We start from the raw sequence: 17,802 nt of genomic DNA, 5'->3' as shown, positions 1-17,802 counted from the left end.
CAGGGGCATTTTTAGCGAAAGCCACCATGTCCGACATAGCCGTCACCCCCGCTACCGCGAACTTCGATCAGTTTGGCCTCGCGCCCGACATCCTGAAAGCCATTGTGGAGCAGGGCTACACGACGCCTACACCGATCCAGGAGCAGGCGATCCCCGTCGTCTTGTCGGGTCGCGATGTGATGGGCGCCGCGCAAACCGGCACCGGCAAGACCGCGAGTTTTTCGCTGCCGATCATCCAGCGTCTGCTGCCGCATGCGAGCACCAGCGCTTCGCCGGCTCGCCACCCGGTGCGTGCCCTGATTCTGACACCGACTCGTGAACTCGCCGACCAGGTTGCCGCCAACGTGCATGCGTACGCTAAACATACGGCGCTGCGTAGCGCTGTGGTGTTCGGTGGCGTGGATATGAATCCGCAGTCGGATCAGCTGCGACGCGGCGTCGAGATTCTGATCGCGACGCCCGGGCGTCTGCTCGATCATGTGCAGCAGAAGACGGCCAACCTGGGTCAGGTGCAGATGCTGGTGCTGGACGAAGCCGACCGGATGCTCGATATGGGCTTCTTGCCGGATCTGCAGCGCATTCTGAATCTGCTGCCGAAGGAACGTCAGACGCTGCTGTTTTCCGCGACGTTCTCAGGTGAAATCAAGAAGCTGGCGGCGACGTATCTGCGCAATCCGCAGACTATCGAAGTAGCGCGCAGCAATTCGACGGCAACCAATGTTACCCAGACGGTTTATGAAGTGGCCGAAGGGGATAAGACCGGCGCCGTAGTGCAACTGATTCGCGAGCGCGGTTTGAAGCAGGTGATCGTGTTTTGCAACAGCAAGATTGGGGCTAGCCGCCTGGCGCGCAATCTCGAGCGCGACGGGGTAGTGGCTACGGCGATTCATGGCGATCGCACGCAGAACGAGCGGATGCAGGCTCTCGATGCGTTCAAGCGCGGTGAGATCGAAGCGCTGGTTGCTACTGATGTTGCCGCGCGTGGGCTTGATATTGTCGAGCTTCCGGCTGTGATTAACTTCGATCTGCCGTTCAATGCCGAAGATTATGTGCATCGGATTGGGCGCACTGGGCGTGCTGGGGCTTCGGGAGATGCGCTTTCCTTGTGCAGCCCGAATGAACGCAAGCAGCTTGCTGATATCGAGAAGCTGATCAAGCGGCCGCTCGATGTGCAGCGGCTTACTGTTGAGGTGCCTGTTCGGCATCATCATGAAGAGCGCGCGCCGCGGCGTGAGAGGGATGAGCGCGGTGGTGGGCGTCGTCGCGCTGGGGCTGCGGGTTCCGGTGCGGGGGCTTCGTCGTTTGAGCGGCCGCATCATCATCGGCAACAGCCTGTTGACGACTTCTTTTCCAAGCCGTACGAGCCTTCGCCTTCCGCTAGTCGGAAGATTGATGAGGCGGATGAGGTTGCTGCCGCGCAGAAGCCGGTTTCGAAGCAGCCGTTGGCTGCGTTGTTGGGTGGGTTTGGGATGCCGAGGCGGACTACTTCTTCTTAAGGAGTCTCGCCCAGGCCGTTATCGCCGCGTCATAGAACGCTTCCAGCGATTCGTGGCGCTCGTTGCCCATATCCAGCCCTAGATGCGCCGCTGCCGCGCGCAGTGCGTCCAACGGACGGCTTGTGTCCAACGCCGTCGCCCCATTTTGCTTGCTTAATTTCTCGCCTTCGCGATTCGTTACCACAGGGACGTGCAGGTAGGACGGTGTCGGCACACCCAGGCAACGTTGCAGGTAGATCTGACGTGCCGTCGAGTCCAACAAGTCGGCGCCTCGCACAATGTGCGTAATGCCCGCGTCCGCGTCATCTACTACCACCGCCAGTTGATATGCCCACTGGTCATCCGCGCGTCGCAACACGAAGTCGCCTACCTCAGTCGCCAGATTCTGCGTCTGAAAATCCTGCCAGCTGTCGTCGAACATGATCGTCGCGGAGCCTCTTTCAGTACGTCTTGCGGGGTTCCCCGCCGCGTCCTCTCCCGCATGCGTCTCGACATCCTCATCCGGCACGCGCAACCTCCACGCGCGCGCGGGTTTGCCGTGCAGGCCGTTGCGGCATGTGCCAGGGTAGGCAAGTGTGGTGTTGCGGGCGTGGGCGTTCAGCAGCGAATCGCTGATCTCCTTGCGTGTGCAGCCGCATGGATACACAAGGCCGGCGGCCCGCAGTTGGTCCAGCGCCTGCTGGTAGCGTTCCGTGCGCTCGCTTTGCCAGATGGGCCGTTCGTCCGCATGCAGGCCGAACTGGTCGAGAGTCTTCAGGATGTCCTCGGCTGCGCCGGGTACCGTGCGCGGTCCGTCGATGTCCTCGATTCTCACCAGCCATACGCCATTGTGCGCGCGTGCATCCAGCCAGCTCGCAAGAGCGCTTACGAGCGAGCCAAAATGCAGCGGCCCCGTGGGGGAGGGGGCAAAACGGCCGCGGTAACTCATGTTCGGGTTCTCGGTCCGGTGCCGTTTTCGTGCCTGTCAGGCTGCGCGCACAGCGTTCCGATCCGGATGGCATTCGGGACACGTCTTGCCCGGGACGTACAGCGGCGATTGTTGAGCCTCTGGACTCACCACTGCGCGGCAGCCAAAGCATTGCGCCGTCGCTGTCGGCTTCAGCTCGGGATCGAGAGCGGTGCGGTAGTCGAACACGAAACACTCGCCGTGGTAATGCGCACCGCCCACTTCCTCGAAATACTTGAGGATGCCGCCCTCGAGTTGGTACACGTTTTCGATGCCCACTTCCTTCATGTGGATCGCCGCCTTCTCGCAACGAATCCCGCCGGTGCAGAAGGACACCACCGTCTTGCCTTCCAGGTCGGCGCGGTTCTGTTCGATCACCGCCGGAAACTCGCTGAATTTGTGGATGCGGTAGTCGAGCGCGTCATCGAATGTGCCGACATCCACTTCGAACGCGTTGCGTGTGTCCAGCATTACGACCGGCCGGCCTTCGTCGTCATGGCCACGGTCGAGCCAGGCCTTCAGCGTGGGTGCGTCCACGGACGGCGCGCGGCCCAGTTCCGGCCGGATCGCTGGCTTCTTCATGGTGATGATCTCGCGCTTCAGTTTCACCAGCATGCGGCGGAACGGCTGCTTCTCGGACAGGCTCTCCTTGAACTGCAGCTTCGCGAACTTGCCCTCGAATAGCGGATCGTGGCGGATGTAGTCGATGAACCCCTGCGCGGCTTCCGGTGTGCCTGCGACGAACAGGTTGATGCCCTCGGGCGCGAGCAGGATGGTGCCGCGCAGGCCCAGTGCGTTGCACCGCTCAGTGACGAGCGGGCGCCACTCGGCAGTCGCTTCGAGGGTCTCAAACTGGTAGGCGGCGAGATTGACGATGCTCATGATGGTCCAACGGTAAAAAAGTGGCCCGGCGGCGCTGCAGACGCACGTGCGGCCGTGGAAGGCCGCGTGCGTGGCGCGGCCACGGCAAATTGGGCGAAACCCGTATTATCCCTCAAGCGGCCGGGTTGCCCGAGTCGGCCGAATGGCTATCCGGTTGCGGCAGCGCAAGGCACGGTTGAATTGTGCCGGGTAGATCGCGTTTTACGCCTTGCAAATGGTGTCGCGCCGGTGGCTCGCGGGGCCGGTCAACGGTTGGCGCCACCGCGATCGCGGGTCGCGCAGTGGCCTCCCCTGGCCGGATGGCTAGCGCGTCTGTTTGCTCTCAAATCTTCGGGAGGGTGGAGTTACAATAACGCCCATGTCAGATCCTCGCTTCGTTCATCTCCGCGTTCACTCCGAATTCTCGATTGCCGACGGCATCGTGCGCCTTGACGACATCGTCGCGGCCGCGGCCAAAGACGGTCAGGGGGCGCTCGCGCTCACCGACCTCGGCAACGCCTTCGGCCTCGTCCGTTTCTACAAGGAAGCCCGCGGCAAAGGGGTCAAACCCATTGCTGGCTGTGATGTCTGGATAACCAATCCGGATGATCGCGACAAGCCCTCGCGCCTGCTGCTTCTGGTTAAAGACAAGCGCGGCTATCTGAACCTGTGCGAGTTGCTCACCAAGGCGTGGCTCACCAATCAGTATCGCGGTCGCGCCGAGGTCGAGGCCGGCTGGCTCGAAACCGGGCTCGGTGAAGGGCTGCTGGCGCTGTCCGGCGCGCAGCAGGGCGATATCGGTATGGCGCTCGCGGCCGGTAACGAAGATGCGGCGCGGCGCAACGCGCAACACTGGGCCAAGGTTTTTCCGAACGGTTTCTATATCGAGTTGCAACGCTGCGGTCAGCCTGGCGGCGACGCCTACGTGCAGCAGGCAGTGACGCTAGCGGCGTCGCTCAAGCTGCCGGTAGTCGCCACTCACCCGCTGCAGTTCATGACGCCCGACGACTTCACCGCGCACGAAGCGCGCGTGTGTATTTCGGAAGGCGACATGCTTGCGAATCCGCGTCGCCAGAAGCGCTTCACGACCGAGCAGTATTTCCGCACGCAAGAGGAAATGGCAGCGTTGTTCGCGGATATTCCGTCGGCGCTTGCCAACACCGTTGAGATTGCGCGCCGCTGCAACCTGACGCTCGAACTCGGCAAGCCGAAGCTGCCGCTGTTCCCGACGCCGGACGGCATGTCGCTCGACGACTACCTTGTGCACCTCTCGAAGGAAGGGCTGGAAAAGCGCCTCGAACAGTTGTACCCGAACGAGGCGGATCGCGAGGCACAGCGCGAGACGTACTACAACCGCCTCGAATTCGAGTGCGGCACGATCATCAAGATGGGCTTCCCAGGCTACTTCCTGATCGTGGCGGACTTCATTAACTGGGCCAAGAACAATGGCGTGCCGGTTGGGCCGGGCCGGGGTTCGGGCGCGGGCTCGCTGGTCGCCTATGCTCTCGGCGTGACCGACCTCGATCCGCTGCGCTACAACCTGCTGTTCGAACGTTTCCTGAATCCGGAACGGGTGTCGATGCCTGACTTCGACATCGACTTCTGTCAGCACGGGCGCGATCGCGTCATCCAGTACGTGAAGGAAAAGTACGGCGCGGACGCGGTGTCGCAGATCGCCACCTTCGGCACGATGGCGGCGAAGGCAGCCGTGCGCGACATCGGTCGGGTGCTCGATCTCGGCTACATGTTCACCGACGGCATCGCCAAGCTGATTCCGTTCAAACCCGGCAAGCACGTCACGATTGCCGACGCGATGAAGGAAGAGCCGCTGCTACAGGAGCGCTTCGACAACGAAGACGAAGTGCATCAGCTGATCGAACTCGCGCAGCGCGTGGAAGGCTTGACGCGTAACGTCGGCATGCACGCGGGCGGGGTGCTGATCGCACCCGGCAAGCTCACTGACTTCTGCCCGCTCTACACGCAGGGCGACGAGAGCGGTGTCGTGAGCCAGTACGACAAGGACGACGTGGAAGCGGTCGGCCTCGTCAAGTTCGACTTTTTGGGTCTCACCACGCTGACGATCCTCGACTGGGCCGAGCGCTATATCCGCAGGCTCGATCCGTCGAAGCAGGACTGGTCGCTCGCGCAGGTGCCGCTCGACGATCCGGCGTCGTTCTCGATCCTCAAGAAGGCCAACACGGTCGCCGTGTTCCAGCTGGAAAGCCGCGGCATGCAAGGCATGCTGAAAGACGCGCAACCTGACCGCTTCGAGGACATCATCGCGCTGGTGGCGCTCTACCGTCCGGGCCCGATGGACCTGATCCCTAGCTTTTGCGCGCGCAAGCACGGCCGTGAAGTGGTGGAGTATCCGGACCCGCGCGTCGAACCTGTTCTGAAAGAGACCTACGGCATCATGGTCTATCAGGAGCAGGTGATGCAGATGGCGCAGATCATCGGCGGCTATTCGCTCGGTGGCGCTGACTTGCTGCGTCGCGCGATGGGTAAGAAGAAGGCCGAGGAAATGGCCGAGCACCGCGCGTTGTTCCGCGAAGGTGCAGCGAAGAACGGCCTGACGGGCGAGAAAGCCGACGAAATCTTCGACTTGATGGAGAAGTTCGCCGGCTACGGCTTCAACAAGTCGCACGCGGCGGCCTATGCACTGCTCGCGTATCACACCGCGTGGCTCAAGGCGCACCATCCGGCCGAATTCATGGCAGCGAATATGTCGCTCGCCATGGACGATACCGACAAGGTCAAGATCCTGTTCGAAGACTGCATCACGAACAAGATGGCCGTTTTGCCGCCGGACATCAATCTGTCGGCGTATCGCTTCGAGCCGGTTGCGGAAGCAGACGGCAAGCGTTCGAAGACGATCCGTTATGGTCTGGGCGCTATCAAGGGCAGCGGTCAGAACGCGATTGAAGAAATTCTGCGGGCGCGCGAAGAAGGGCCGTTCATCGACCTGTTCGATTTTTGCAACCGCATCGACCGGCGTATCGTCAACCGTCGGACGGTGGAAGCGCTGATCCGTGCCGGAGCGTTCGACACGCTGCATGCGAATCGCGCGCAGTTGATCGCGTCGGTGTCGCTAGCCATGGAAGCCGCCGATCAAGCCAGCGCTAATGCGATGCAGGCAGGCCTGTTCGACATGGGTGACGCGCCGTCGCAAGGTCATGAGCTGGTCGACGAACCCGAATGGGCGGAAAAGAAGAAACTGCAGGAAGAGAAGGGTGCGCTCGGTTTCTACCTGTCGGGCCACCTTTTCGACGCCTACAAGGACGAAGTGCGCCGCTTCGCGCGCCAGAAAATCGGCGAGCTGAAGGAAGGGCGCGACAAGCTGATCGCCGGCGTGATTGCGTCGCTGCGCACGCAGATGACCCAGCGCGGCAAGATGCTGATTGCACTGCTCGATGACGGCACCGGTCAATGCGAAGTGACGGTCTTCAACGAGACCTTCGAAGCGCACAAGCAGCTGTTCAAGGAAGACGAATTGCTGGTGGTGCAAGGCCAGGCGCGCAACGACGCATTCACCGGCGGCATCCGCTTCACCGTTGAAACCGTGATGGACCTCGGCCGTGCGCGTTGCCGCTATGCAGAGGCGGTCAAGGTGCAGATGAACGGCAACGCCGATGCGCTCGCGCTGCGTCGCGTGCTGGAAGCGCACAGCGCGGGGGCTGATGAGCCGCAGACCGCGCAGGCACCTGCGACGCCATCGCGCGGCGGCGGTTTCGGTGGTGGTGGCGGTGGCCGCAACGGTGGAGGCTACGGCGGTGATGGCGGTCGTCAACGTCAGCCGGTACACATCCCGAACGGATTAGCGGTGCAGATCGTCTATCGCAGCGAGAATGCCGAGGGCGAAGTGCGCCTCGGCGACGCATGGCGCGTCAAGCCCACGGATGAACTGCTCGCGGCGCTGCGTGGCGAGTTCGCTGGAAGTTCGATCGAGATCGTCTACTGACCGGCGCGGCCCGCGCTTCCGCGCGGGCTCGCTAGCGGCACCTGGCGCGTGCCGGGCGCATCAAAACCCGCGAGAAACACCGGTAGCGCCAGGCACTCGCGTGAAAGCCATGACGTACGCCTACCGCTCCCGCGCGCCCAGGCGTGCGAGCTTCAGAAACCGGTAGTACACCGTTTCCGCGTTGAACATCGCGATCATGAAGCCGGCGCGTCCGTCCAGAAAGCCGCGCCGCAGCACGTAGGTGCGCACGAATGCCCACGCACCGCGCCCAAGCGCCTTGCCAAAGCTGCCGCCTTTGCCTGCGGCGTGGCGTTGTTGCGCGCCCGCTGTCGAATAGGTATCGAGCTTGCGCAGCACGGTTTCGAAGTCTTCGTACGAGTAGTGCATCAACTTGCCGGTCAGCCGTTGTGCCGGCGTATCGAACACTAGCCGTTCATGCACCAGGTCATCGGAGAAGCGCGCGGCGCCGCGTCTGAAGAGGCGCGGGATCCAGTCCGGATACCAGCCGCTATGCCTGATCCAGTGTCCGCAGAAGCTCGAGAGGCGGTCCACCGCGTAAACCTCCGCGGACGGCGCGTCGATTGCGGCGCGGATCGCCGCAGCGAGCTCGGGCGTGACGATTTCGTCGGCGTCGATGGAGAGGATCCAGCCGGTGTCGAGCGCATCCAGCGCGCGGTTCTTCTGCGGCCCGAAGCCCGGCCAGTCGGGCTCCTGCAGCACGCGGGCGCCGTGTGCGCGGGCAATCTCGACGGTGCCGTCGGTGCTGCCGCCGTCGATCACGACGATCGCGTCGGCGAACGCCACGGCGGCGAGGCACTCGGCCAGGCGCGACGCCGCGTTTTTTGTGATGATGGCGACGCCGAGGGTGGTTTCTTTCATGCCTGATTAGCGGAGAGGGGGCGGATGGGCAAAATGCGTCGGGGAAGTATACACAGCGCACCGCCGTCTCACGCCCTTGGCACCCACCTTGAGCCCGCACGGAACAAACCGTAAGAACCACTACCGGTCTGGTGTCACCGGGGCACAACGGCCCCAGGTATCCAGTTCGCCCAACCGTTTACAATGCGGTATTCAGGATTCGCCCACCGGGCGGATGCCTTGTTCGCCTTTTCAGAGGATTCCTTGAGCGCGAAGCCCACGTTAAGCAAAGTCATCGGCGGATCAGGAGATGTCACATCGCCTGCCGCCTTACTGAGCCGGCTTTGGCCGTATATCAAGCCGGTCCTTTGGACCCTGATTGGTGCGATTGTCGCCATGGCTGTCAGCGCCGGCACTGACGCGCTGATTCCCATGATGCTCAAGCCGCTGCTGGACAAGGGCTTCGGCCCGAATGCCGTGCATGGCCTGGTATGGATGGTGCCGCTTGGTATTCTCGTGCTCGCGGTGGTGCGGGGCGTTTCCCAATACGCGTCGGGGTACCTGATCGCGTACATCTCGAATACGGTCCTGCTACGCTTGCGCCTGGAAATGTTCGAGCGGCTGGTTCACACGAGCGTCGGCTTCTTTCAACGCGAGACCGCAAGTACCGTCATCAACGCAATCGTGTTTGAGGTCAACCAGATTCTCAACGTGCTGTTGGGCGTGCTGATTACGCTGGTGCGCGATTCGCTGACGGTCCTGTACCTGCTCGGCTATCTGTTCTGGCTCGACTGGAAACTGACGTTGATTGTCGCGGTGATGCTGCCGGTAATCGGCTGGGTGATCGGCAAGATCAACCGGAAGCTGCGCCGGCTCAATCGCGAAAACCAGATGTTCACCAATGAGTTGTCGTACATCGTCGAGGAGACGGTGGGCGGCTACAAGGTGGTCAAGGTGCACAACGGCGAGCAGTATGAGATGGATCGCTTTGCCCAAATGAGCCGTCGCCTGCGAGGTTACTCGCTGCGCATGATTGCGTCGGGTGGACTCGCCCAGCCGCTTACCCAGTTTCTGGTGTCGATTGCGCTGGCGGTGGTAGTCACGATTGCGGTCGTGCAATCGGCGCATGGCGGAACCACGGTGGGTGGCTTCGTTGGTTTCATTACGGCGATGCTCCTGATTGTCTCGCCGCTCAAGCATCTGATGGACGTCAATCAGCCGCTGCAACGCGGCATGACCGCTGCCGAACTGATCTTCGGTCTGATCGACGAACCGTCCGAGCCGCAGGGCGGCGGCAAGCCGCTTGATCACGCATCGGGCGAAGTCGAGTTCCGCGACGTCTCGTTCAACTATGGCGCCACCAGTACGCACGAACGACAGACCCTCGACCGTGTGTCGTTCAAGGTCGCGCCGGGCGAGATGGTGGCATTGGCGGGCCCCTCGGGCAGCGGCAAAACCACGCTCGTCAACCTGCTGCCGCGTTTCTTCGATCCGACGGACGGCGAGATTCTGGTCGACGGCGTCGCTTTGCCGGAGTACGGCATTCACGCGCTGCGCAGCCAGATTGCCATGGTTAGCCAGGACGTCGTGCTGTTCAACGACACGATCGCGCACAACGTCGCTTACGGCCAGACGGCAGATCCCGAGAAGGTGAAAGCGGCGCTGCAGGCGGCGAACCTGTGGGATACCGTCCAATCCATGCCGAAGGGCACCGAGACGCTGGTCGGCGACAACGGCCTGATGCTCTCGGGCGGTCAGCGCCAGCGTCTGGCGATCGCGCGCGCCATCTACAAGGACGCGCCGATCCTGATCCTCGACGAAGCCACCTCGGCGCTCGATTCGGAATCGGAACGCCATGTGCAGGCCGCGCTGGAAACGCTAATGAAGGGGCGCACCACGCTCGTCATCGCACACCGTCTGTCCACCATCGAGCGTGCCGACCGGATTCTGGTGCTGGAAGCCGGGCGCATCGTCGAGCGCGGCAGTCATCGCGAACTGCTCGAGCAAGACGGGCTGTACGCGCATCTGCATCGCATCCAGTTTCAGCAGAACGCGGCTTGATGCGCTGAATGATGAAAATCGGACTTTCCAGCAATGCGCTGAAACACAGCGGCGGGCTCGAGCGTTACGCGATGGATCTGGTGCGCGGCTTTGCCGCGCGAGGCATGACGCCGGCGTTTTTTGCCCGGCGCTTCGATATGTCGGTGCCGGAAAGCCGCATGGTCGAGACGCATCGCATCAAGGTGTCCTTGCTCCCCGGCAAGCTGCGCGATTACTGGTTTTCATGGCGTTTGCGCCGGGCGCGGCGCGCGGCCAAAGTCGACGTGCTGATCGGCTGCAACCGGGTCGACTCTTCGGAAATTGCGATCTGCGGCGGCACTCATCTCGGGTTTTTGCGTGCGACTGGTCGCGTGCAAAAACGCTCCGATACCTGGCAGATCGCACTCGAGCGCAAGCAGTACGAACAGGCGAGCTTCGTTGTCGCTCACTCGAATCTGATGCGCGACGAACTGCGCGAGCTGTATGGCGTCGCGGAGGCGAAGGTTCGCGTGCTTTACCCGCCGGTCGACGGCGCTCGCTTCAAGCCGGTAGATAGTGAGCAGCGCGGCGCGCTACGGCGCAAGTTCGGCTTCGCGGATCACGAGATCGTGTTGCTATTCCCGTCGAGCAGTCACGAGCGCAAGGGCTTGCCGCTTATCGAAGCGGCGCTGGAAGGGACCACGCTGCCGGTGGTTCTTGCCGTCGCAGGCCGACCGCCCGCGCGCACCTCGGAGCGGGTGCGCTACATCGGCTATGTGAAGGAAATCGAGGACGGTTATCGGGCCGCCGACTTTACGATCCTCGCGTCGAAGTACGAGCCGTTCGGACTGGTGGGAGTCGAATCGGCGATGTGCGGCACGCCGGTGATCTTTCCGTCGAGTATCGGCTGCTGCGATGCGATTGCGTCGCATGCGAAATTCGTCTTCGCGCCGGATGATCTCGCCGATCTGCGCGCCACCCTCGAACGTGCTATTCGGCCTCGGCTCGCCAGTGGCGCAACGTCGCCCACGGCGGCCGCAGCTTCGGCCGATGTCGCACGTGAAGCGGTGCTCTACGACGCAAGCGTTGCGAGTCACGTCGACGCGCTGCTGGGGCTAGCCACACAGATAGTCGAGCGTCGCTGAGCGAAAGAACGCGGACGCAGGCGGCACGCCTGCCGCCTTAGCGTGCTCGCCTGAGCCGCTTGATCCAGAGCGTCGGCGCGTAGACACCCGGAAAGGTACTGTAGAGCAGCATCCGGATCCGCAGCCCCAGTTTGACGTTGTGGCTGGCGGCGATCAGCGTGAGGCGCTCGCCGATCCCGCGAGCGCTGAACATCGAATGAATGAACTGTTCGCGCGCGAGTTTCGGCGCTAGAACGGCGCGCATTCTGTCGCCGAGTCCGGCAATTTCAGCGTCGTGCTGCAGCTGCTTCACTTCAACTAATGCGAAGCCGTTGCCCTGGCGCAATCGTCCCACCAGTTCGGCCACCGTCCGATACCGGCGCTTGCCCGACAGGCCGCCGCGCCGGTACCACACCAGCGGTTCACGCAGGCTTAGCGCTCCACCGGAGACGATGGCACGAAAGGTCATCACCTGATCTTCGGCAGCCGTGCCGGGCATCATTGGTCCGAAACGCTCGAACAGCCGGCGCGTCCATGTATGCGCTGCACCTACCAGCCAGGGCCGTTCGGCAGCCCAGTCGTCGAAGCTCCGATACGTGCCGAGATCGGTCGGCTCCATCCGCTCGTGGACGGCGCCGGTTTCGTCCATGTCGGCGAGATCGGTGGCGATCAGGTCCGGGCGGCGATCCTGTGCAAGCCAGTACTCGACCACCCGTTCGCAGCGGTTCGGGGCGGACATGTCGTCGCCTGCCGCAACGAACAGCAACTCGCCGCGTGCCATCCCGGCGAGCCGCGACAGGTGCGCACTGATGCCTTCGTTGCTCGTGTTGCGGCGCGTGATGACCTTGTGCGGTCCGTTATAGCCGCGTACGGCAGCTTCGATCGCGGCGAAGGTGCCGTCGCTCGAAGCGTCGTCGGAGATGATGAGTTCCAGCGGTTCGTAAGTCTGCGCAAGCACGCTGCGCACTGCGTCGCCAACCAGTGTTTCCTGGTTGTAAGCGATCAGTAGCACTGAAGCTAGCGGTTTGGCCGCTACGGCAGACGGGGAGGGCTGGACGCTGTTGTTCATGGCGCGGGCTGAGTTGGCTCGGCTAGATTCTAATCGTTGTTGGACTCTGGCCAGGCATTCTGATTGCCGCTGCCCCAGTTCGCCATTCTGGCGTGCACAGCACTATAAACGAGATGCTTTATCTTGAAAAAGCATCTCGTTTTAACTACTCACCTACCTACCGGACTGCAGGATGCGACAGCTCGCGTTTGCGCGCGTCGATGACGGCCAGAAACGCAGCACTTAGCAGCGCGAGCAGCGACGTGACCATGACGGGCACCAGCACGTCGATCGTCAGGCCGAACACGATCGTACTGAACGACACCGCTAGTCCGGAATAGGCAGCAGCCCGAATCGTGGGATCCTGGTTGCGCCGCTCGCGCCAGAAATGGACGGTCAGGCCGAAATAGAAAATCAGCAGGCAGACTGCGCCGATAGCGCCTGTTTCGGCGATGGTCGAGAAGAAATCGCTGTGGGCGCGCTCGTTGACGATCTCGGTTCTGGCCTGACCGTGCGCGGCGAGGTCGCCGAGCGCCCGCTCCAGTTTGCCCTTGCCGACACCGTACACAGGATGCTCTGTGAACAGTCGGAACGAGGCCTGCCACAACTGCAGGCGCAAGCCGACGGAGGTGTTTTCGTCGCCATGATGCAGCGCGGAGAAATCGGTGGTGGCATCTTCGAGCCGCCGCTCGACGCGTTCAGTCGAAAGCAGCGCAGCGGTGCATACCACGATGGCGAGCGCCGCAACCCACAGGCGCTTCTTGTGCACGAACCAGTGGAACTGGCAGCCGAGCAGGATCGCAAAAATGGGAATCGTAATCCAGCCGCCGCGCGAGCCGGACAGGTAAGAGGCATAGCCGCCGCCGACCAGCGCAAGGAGCTTGACCGCGAGCATCCGCCAGTCGCGCGGGCCGTCCCAACCCAGCGTAAAGACGGACAGGAAAGCGAGCAGCAAGGCGGTGTCGCCGAACGGGATCGCGTTCGTGTAGGCATTGCTGGCGCGGCTCGCATCGGTCCAGCCGCCCTGCGGCTGCGCGATCAGAGCCCAGGCGCCCACGGCGATGGCGCCCGCTGCGCAACCCCAGCCGATGGCCCGCAGGTTGCGCGACGGAAACTGGCGCAGCAGCAAAAATAGCGGTAGTGCGAACGTGAAGCGCGACAGTGCGTCGAACTGGCGTGGCAACCAGTAGTGCATCACCAGTTGCTGGAACATGATCGCGACCAGAAACGCGAGCATGCCCAAGGTGTACCAGTTATAGGTGCGTAATCCCTTGAAATAATCCGGAGTGCGTTTGTTGGCGACGGCGGCTCCCAGCGACAGCGCGACGAGTCCGAAGAAACCGTAGCCGGTGCCGCCGCGCCATACGAGGTTCACGGCGGGGGCAAAAAATAGCAAGGCTGTGCTGAGCCAGATCAGACTGGGAGCAAAAATCATAGGCTGTGAATTCTTATGAACGCTACCGTTCCAGTTCGCCGAATGCATGGCCGGAGGCTCGGAGCACTCCTTTTCAAGACGGCAGGGCGATGGCGATTATAACCGCGCGGGGAACTCGACTGCGCCTTGTGGCCGGGGGCGTACGGCCTCGCGGCGGAATATGCATGGAGGCGTTCGCAGGGTGCGAAATGGTCCCGATCGGGCCGGAAACACTTCGAATGGCCGGCCCCAACCGGCGCAGAGCCAAGGCTGGCGCGAGTTCCCGGCCATCACAGCAGATCGGCTGCGCATGCCGGGGCTTTCTGAGCATGGCGGCGTGGTCGCGCATGATGCGGTGGTTGGTGGGTTCCCGAGGGCCTGATCGCTATTCATTTCGATTTCTTACGGCGCGGGGAATCTTTGCCGTGCTTGTGGCCCGGCGCGCTAGACGCCGCCCGTCACCAACGACAGTACCGACAGGTCCGGATGCGTCCCGTCGACGATGCTGCGTCCCGTATGCACGGCCTCGTAGCGCGCTTCCTCCATGCTGGCGAACCACTCTTCGCCGTCCGCATGGAACGGCACTACATGACCGGGGATGGCCGGATCCGCGCCAGGATGGCAAACGTAGCCCATGTAGGTAAAGCGGCTCTCGCCGGACTGTTTGGGGCGCGGTGACAGGTGGATTTCGAAGCCCTCGTATTCGAGCATTTGCCAGCCGTGGATTTCTTCAGACATGGTTGCCTCCGTTCTGGCCGCGCGCGCAGGGAGCATGTCGGCGCGTGCGGTTGCGATTGGCGGCTTGAAAGCCGCCACGCCGGCCGCTGCTGGGGCGCGGCCGCTGCCGCGTCGTTTGGGATGGCGGCGACCGGGGTCAGTGCCGGTGCCGCATCCGGTCCCAGAGCCGCTGGCCGTCGAGCCGCGTCGGCGGACGCGTTTTGTGCAACTCGCGCCGGTGATGCGAACTCAGGATCACGATCCCCGTGATGATGACAACCAGTCCCACTACGATGCTGACCATCGATTCCGCCATGGCAGCCTCCATCCAGTTCCACTGCATCTTAAAAGTCTAGGTTATTTGGGCGAAAACCGAAGGGACCGTGGCCCGGCGTTGCAGGACTTTTTACTGTTCGACAGCGCCCAGGTGTCTGATCTGTCGTCTGAACTGCGCCAGGAGGTAGCGCTTCAGACATTAGTTTTCGACGACGCAGCCGTCCTTGACGAGGTGGAGATGGAATTCCAGCAAATCTATCGCCTGACCAGAGCCTCGATGTTCTGCAACTGGAAAGTACATAGTTATCCGAATCAATGTGAATCTGAAATCTTTACCCCGGCATCCCATGCATCGTTTGCACACGCATTGTGGTCCCTCACTGGAGCAGTGTCGTATAGAATGGTGCGCTTTGCCTGTACGCCCATGTGGTTCAAAAACCTTCAGCTTCATCGCCTTCCCGTTCCGTGGTCCGTCAATCCCGAGCAGATGGAAAAGTGGCTCGCGCCGCATGCGTTCCAGCCGGGCAGTAGCGTCGAAATGCAAACGCAGGGATGGGCCTCGCCGCGCGATAACGACTCGCTCGTCTACTCGATCAATCGGCAAATGCTGCTGGTGTTTCGCACCGAAAAGAAATTGCTTCCCGCGTCGGTGGTCAACCAGGTGACCAAGGCTCGCGCGCTTGAAGTCGAAGAGCAGCAGGGCTTCAAGCTCGGCCGCAAGCAGATGCGCGAACTGAAGGAGCAGGTCACGGATGAACTCCTGCCGCGGGCGTTCAGCATCCGACGCGATACGCGCGTCTGGATCGACACGGTGCACGGCTGGCTCGTGATCGACGCCGCTTCGCAAGCTGTCGCCGACGATGTGCTCGGCCTGCTGGTCAAGTCAATCGATCAGCTGCCGCTCTCGAGCGTGCGTGTTGCACAGTCGCCGGTGGCGGCGATGACGGAATGGCTGTTGTCCGGCGATGCGCCGGCCGGTTTCACGCTCGATCAGGACACGGAGTTGCGGTCCGCCGCGCAAGGCAATGCAACCGTGCGCTACGTTGGGCATGCGCTGGATGTCGAGGACATGCGTCGTCATATCGAAGCGGGCAAGCAATGCATGCGTCTTGCCATGACATGGGACGACCGCGTTTCATTTGTCCTCACACCGTCGCTGACCATCAAGCGCATCACGCCGCTCGACGTGATCAAGGACGCAAGCGACCCGACCGCGCAGAATGACGACGAGCAATTCGACTCGGATATGACGCTGATGACAGGCGAACTCGCGCGCATGTTTGCCGACATCGTCGAAGTGTTGGGCGGCGAGCAGGGTGATGCCATCTTGCAGGCCGCAGCGGCTTGAAACCGGCATGTTCTGCAAGATGAAAGTACTGCGCAAGCCGGGCGAAAGTCTCGTGAATTTCGCCGATTTTATTTTGTAACCAGGTGTCACTCGCGCAGCGGCGTAGCGGGAAATACAGAATTTCTTCTGCGCCGCCAATTCGCTCTGTCTGCCTCACACACTTCGATAGACAGGCTGTTCTAGCCTGTCTCCAGGCCCTCCCGAAATCTGACGATGCATCGCGCCCGTGTCGCGCGATGCATCGCCACGTCCGCATGCAGACTGCATGAAATATCCCGACGCAATCTCCAGGGGAACTGCCCAGACACCCTCATGTCGCACTGGGACGATGCGGCTTTTGACGGCCTTTTGACGCTAACGGCATCCGCAGCGTAACGCACAGAAAAATCGCCGTGGGAAGGCGTAATTGAATTACGGGAGTGCGTGGCATAGCGTTGAGTCGTACCCGATGGTATCCGCAGTAACGGCCAGTCTCTCACCCGTTCGCGCCGGCAAGTCTTGCGGATTGCGACCGAACCGAAAACGGAGTTGTCGTTGATGAATTCGCCCGTCCGGCGATCGCTCGAAATCGACTTCCTGCGCGGAGTCGTTTTGATCGTCATCGCTCTCGATCATATTCAGGGCAGCGTTCTCTCACGTGTCATGCTGCACAACTATGCGTACTGCGATGCGGCCGAAGTCTTCGTGTTTCTTGGCGGCTATGCGTCAGCGGCCGCTTATACGAACGTCGCCACGTACCGTAGCGAACACGCTGCGCAGCGGCGCTTTGTCGTGCGGGCGTGGGAGATTTATCGCGCTTATCTATTCACGGCGGCGCTGATGCTGCTGGCGGGCGCCGCGCTCATGTTGTGGCGCATCGATTCGCCAGTGGTGCAGGAGACGGGATGGAGCGATGTGCTGCATCACCCGGTCGGCACGTTGCTCGGTGTCGTCACCTTACGTCACCAGCCGTTCCTGTCTTCGGTCTTGCCGATGTACACGCTGTTTGCACTGTGTGTGCCACTCTCGGTGCCGTTGGCGAATCGCCGGCCCGCTGTGGCGCTGGGCATGAGTCTCGCGGTGTGGCTCGCGTCCACATGGCTGGCGCGCGCTTTGCCAAGCAGTGATCCGGGGGATGGGCGTTCAATCCGTTTGCATGGCAACTGATGTTCATGCTCGGAATACTGTGCCGTCTGCATCCGGTGTCGAATGAATTTCAGGTTTCGAAGGCGGGGCGCTGGCTGACCTATGCGGCACTTGCCGTCGCGCTGACCTTTGCGTTCGTCAAGCTGTGCCTCGAGACCCAGGCCACGCCCGGTTACATGAAGCAGAATCTCGCCGCAGTGCGCGTGGTGAGCTTTGTCGTCATTGCATGGCTGATGGCGCAGGCGGTCCGCATGCAGGTGATACGCCGGATCGCCGAGCGGCTGCCGGCGGTCGTCACGGTGGGCAAGCAGGGGCTCGTGTGTTTTGTCGGCGGCACGGTGGTCTCGATCGTCGTGGATACGGCCGTGCGGATGGCGCGTGGCCCCGCCTGGCTGAACGGACTCGCGGGCGATGTGGTCGCGATCGGTGTGCTGCTACTGCTTGCGGCCGCGGCGAAAAAATGGAAGGCGTTGCGCGCGCGTCCCACGCCGATCCGCGGCAGGGCAGTGCCGGTCCAGGCGGGCCGGCGCGACGGCTAACCTGGCCTCTCACAAGCGGGCAGGCCACCCGCAACTTCTTCGTACTCCGGCGCAATCCCATTGCGGCATGCCG

The 17,802-nt window shown here is 62.3% G+C and carries 12 protein-coding genes and 1 pseudogene; 6 read left to right on the top strand and 7 right to left on the bottom strand.

What is annotated here, in order from left to right:
- The first annotated feature begins 26 nt into the window (after positions 1 to 26).
- Positions 27 to 1,496: a DEAD/DEAH box helicase gene (locus BUS06_RS17385; RefSeq protein ID WP_074265383.1), complete on the top strand. Its 1,470-nt coding sequence runs from the start codon at positions 27 to 29 to the stop codon at positions 1,494 to 1,496.
- Here the strand turns inward: BUS06_RS17385 and gluQRS are convergent.
- Both gluQRS and BUS06_RS17375 read right to left on the bottom strand, forming a co-directional pair.
- Positions 1,483 to 2,424, bottom strand: coding sequence for a tRNA glutamyl-Q(34) synthetase GluQRS (gene gluQRS / locus BUS06_RS17380; RefSeq protein ID WP_074265382.1), 942 nt, complete (start codon positions 2,422 to 2,424; stop codon positions 1,483 to 1,485). The two genes, BUS06_RS17385 and gluQRS, sit on opposite strands and share 14 nt — an antisense overlap.
- Positions 2,425 to 2,460: 36 nt before the next feature.
- On the bottom strand, positions 2,461 to 3,324 hold the full coding sequence (locus tag BUS06_RS17375; RefSeq protein ID WP_074265381.1) for a sulfurtransferase: 864 nt from the start codon (positions 3,322 to 3,324) through the stop codon (positions 2,461 to 2,463).
- A gap of 349 nt (positions 3,325 to 3,673) precedes the next feature.
- Between BUS06_RS17375 and dnaE the strand changes: the two genes are divergently transcribed.
- Positions 3,674 to 7,261 (top strand): DNA polymerase III subunit alpha, encoded by a 3,588-nt coding sequence (gene dnaE, locus BUS06_RS17370; RefSeq protein ID WP_074266158.1) that lies wholly within the window; start codon positions 3,674 to 3,676, stop codon positions 7,259 to 7,261.
- 120 nt (positions 7,262 to 7,381) lie between these two features.
- On the opposite strand, the gene BUS06_RS17365 is transcribed toward dnaE, so the two are convergent.
- Positions 7,382 to 8,140 carry a glycosyltransferase family 2 protein gene (locus tag BUS06_RS17365; protein WP_074265380.1) on the bottom strand — a complete coding sequence of 253 codons (759 nt, stop codon included), beginning with the start codon at positions 8,138 to 8,140 and terminating at the stop codon, positions 7,382 to 7,384.
- 243 nt (positions 8,141 to 8,383) lie between these two features.
- Between BUS06_RS17365 and msbA the strand changes: the two genes are divergently transcribed.
- Positions 8,384 to 10,180, top strand: coding sequence for a lipid A export permease/ATP-binding protein MsbA (msbA, locus tag BUS06_RS17360; RefSeq protein ID WP_074266156.1), 1,797 nt, complete (start codon positions 8,384 to 8,386; stop codon positions 10,178 to 10,180).
- An 11-nt stretch (positions 10,181 to 10,191) separates the two neighbouring features.
- The gene (locus BUS06_RS17355) at positions 10,192 to 11,283 is read left to right on the top strand and encodes a glycosyltransferase family 4 protein (protein ID WP_074266157.1); all 1,092 of its coding nucleotides are present in this window, start codon (positions 10,192 to 10,194) and stop codon (positions 11,281 to 11,283) included.
- Positions 11,284 to 11,320: 37 nt separating this feature from the next.
- Here BUS06_RS17355 and BUS06_RS17350 read toward each other — a convergent pair whose 3' ends face one another.
- The 4 genes from BUS06_RS17350 to BUS06_RS37865 all read right to left on the bottom strand — a co-directional run bounded on the left by BUS06_RS17350 (position 11,321) and on the right by BUS06_RS37865 (position 14,757).
- Positions 11,321 to 12,331 (bottom strand): glycosyltransferase, encoded by a 1,011-nt coding sequence (locus BUS06_RS17350; protein WP_074265379.1) that lies wholly within the window; start codon positions 12,329 to 12,331, stop codon positions 11,321 to 11,323.
- Positions 12,332 to 12,488: 157 nt separating this feature from the next.
- Positions 12,489 to 13,745: an O-antigen ligase family protein gene (locus BUS06_RS17345; RefSeq protein WP_074266155.1), complete on the bottom strand. Its 1,257-nt coding sequence runs from the start codon at positions 13,743 to 13,745 to the stop codon at positions 12,489 to 12,491.
- 423 nt (positions 13,746 to 14,168) lie between these two features.
- Positions 14,169 to 14,462 (bottom strand): hypothetical protein, encoded by a 294-nt coding sequence (locus BUS06_RS17340; protein WP_074265378.1) that lies wholly within the window; start codon positions 14,460 to 14,462, stop codon positions 14,169 to 14,171.
- A 136-nt stretch (positions 14,463 to 14,598) separates the two neighbouring features.
- Positions 14,599 to 14,757, bottom strand: coding sequence for a hypothetical protein (locus BUS06_RS37865; protein ID WP_167379393.1), 159 nt, complete (start codon positions 14,755 to 14,757; stop codon positions 14,599 to 14,601).
- 384 nt (positions 14,758 to 15,141) lie between these two features.
- Between BUS06_RS37865 and BUS06_RS17335 the strand changes: the two genes are divergently transcribed.
- Together BUS06_RS17335 and BUS06_RS38775 are read left to right on the top strand one after the other, a co-directional pair.
- Positions 15,142 to 16,065, top strand: coding sequence for a recombination-associated protein RdgC (locus BUS06_RS17335; protein WP_074266154.1), 924 nt, complete (start codon positions 15,142 to 15,144; stop codon positions 16,063 to 16,065).
- A gap of 537 nt (positions 16,066 to 16,602) precedes the next feature.
- Positions 16,603 to 17,729 (top strand): annotated as a pseudogene (locus BUS06_RS38775) (OpgC domain-containing protein).
- Positions 17,730 to 17,802: the final 73 nt, after the last annotated feature.

Origin of the sequence: Paraburkholderia phenazinium (genome assembly GCF_900141745.1) — a bacterium.
GTDB classification, from domain to species: domain Bacteria; phylum Pseudomonadota; class Gammaproteobacteria; order Burkholderiales; family Burkholderiaceae; genus Paraburkholderia; species Paraburkholderia phenazinium_B.
This window is presented reverse-complemented; position numbering and strand designations above follow the sequence as displayed.

Coding starts and splice junctions, on each gene's coding strand:
- BUS06_RS17385 (WP_074265383.1), top strand. CDS start 27: ATGTCCGACATAGCCGTCACCCCCGCTACCGCGAACTTCGATCAGTTT.
- gluQRS (WP_074265382.1), bottom strand. CDS start 2,424: ATGAGTTACCGCGGCCGTTTTGCCCCCTCCCCCACGGGGCCGCTGCAT.
- BUS06_RS17375 (WP_074265381.1), bottom strand. CDS start 3,324: ATGAGCATCGTCAATCTCGCCGCCTACCAGTTTGAGACCCTCGAAGCG.
- BUS06_RS17365 (WP_074265380.1), bottom strand. CDS start 8,140: ATGAAAGAAACCACCCTCGGCGTCGCCATCATCACAAAAAACGCGGCG.
- BUS06_RS17355 (WP_074266157.1), top strand. CDS start 10,192: ATGAAAATCGGACTTTCCAGCAATGCGCTGAAACACAGCGGCGGGCTC.
- BUS06_RS17350 (WP_074265379.1), bottom strand. CDS start 12,331: ATGAACAACAGCGTCCAGCCCTCCCCGTCTGCCGTAGCGGCCAAACCG.
- BUS06_RS17345 (WP_074266155.1), bottom strand. CDS start 13,745: ATGATTTTTGCTCCCAGTCTGATCTGGCTCAGCACAGCCTTGCTATTT.
- BUS06_RS17340 (WP_074265378.1), bottom strand. CDS start 14,462: ATGTCTGAAGAAATCCACGGCTGGCAAATGCTCGAATACGAGGGCTTC.
- BUS06_RS37865 (WP_167379393.1), bottom strand. CDS start 14,757: ATGGCGGAATCGATGGTCAGCATCGTAGTGGGACTGGTTGTCATCATC.
- BUS06_RS17335 (WP_074266154.1), top strand. CDS start 15,142: ATGTGGTTCAAAAACCTTCAGCTTCATCGCCTTCCCGTTCCGTGGTCC.